The sequence below is a fragment of the [Flexibacter] sp. ATCC 35208 genome (assembly GCF_001975825.1).
GTDB lineage: Bacteria > Bacteroidota > Bacteroidia > Chitinophagales > Chitinophagaceae > Chitinophaga.
In genome coordinates this window covers 1-643 of record NZ_MTKN01000218.1, presented here as the reverse complement: position 1 = coordinate 643, position 643 = coordinate 1, and the positions used below count along the sequence as shown (strand labels likewise).

The following is a 643-nucleotide window of genomic DNA, read 5'->3' as shown; positions in this document are numbered from 1 at the left end:
TCCTTACATTATATTGTCGGTTCCAGAATCATCCTTGAGCAATGCCTTTTATAAAGTGAAACTTTAATTCATATTTTTTCATTCCCTCCACTTTCTTTGCCCTGTTAATTTAATAAATACCCTTTTTATTAGAACATAAACATGTATTATCGTCTTTGTATGTAAAAATCATAAAATACCGGTTGTTTAAATGGTTCTTGTTTGAGGAAGAAAAATAAAAAGGCCAAGGAGAAATGAACTGCACCCCAATTGTTAGACACAGTCTAACAATTGGAGGTGCAGTTTTTTGTATGACAAAATTTACGAAGGATTTAAAGTTAACGCTCGTTCAAGGATTTAATCCGAAAATAATTTCTCAAGCAGAATATGCAAAACAGATGCATATTACAAAGGCACAATTTCAATACTGGTTACGCTTATACGAACTCCATGGAGAAGAAGGTTTACACGAGGTCTATACAAATTACACCGCAGAGTTTAAACTAGACGTACTAAATTTTATGGCTCAATCGGGTATATCGTTAATGGATACAGCGGCTATATTCATGGTTCCTTCTTTTACAACGGTTTATCAATGGAAGAAGCAATTTGAAGTAGGTGGCTTAGATGCCCTTGAACCAAAGAAAAAGGGGCGTCCATCCAT

At 34.7% G+C, this 643-nt stretch carries 1 protein-coding gene; it reads left to right on the top strand.

All coding sequences use genetic code 11. The features are described from left to right. Window positions 1–290: 290 nt before the first annotated feature. Window positions 291–643: helix-turn-helix domain-containing protein (locus BW716_RS35170; protein ID WP_143709246.1), on the top strand; the 353-nt coding region annotated here is incomplete at its 3' end.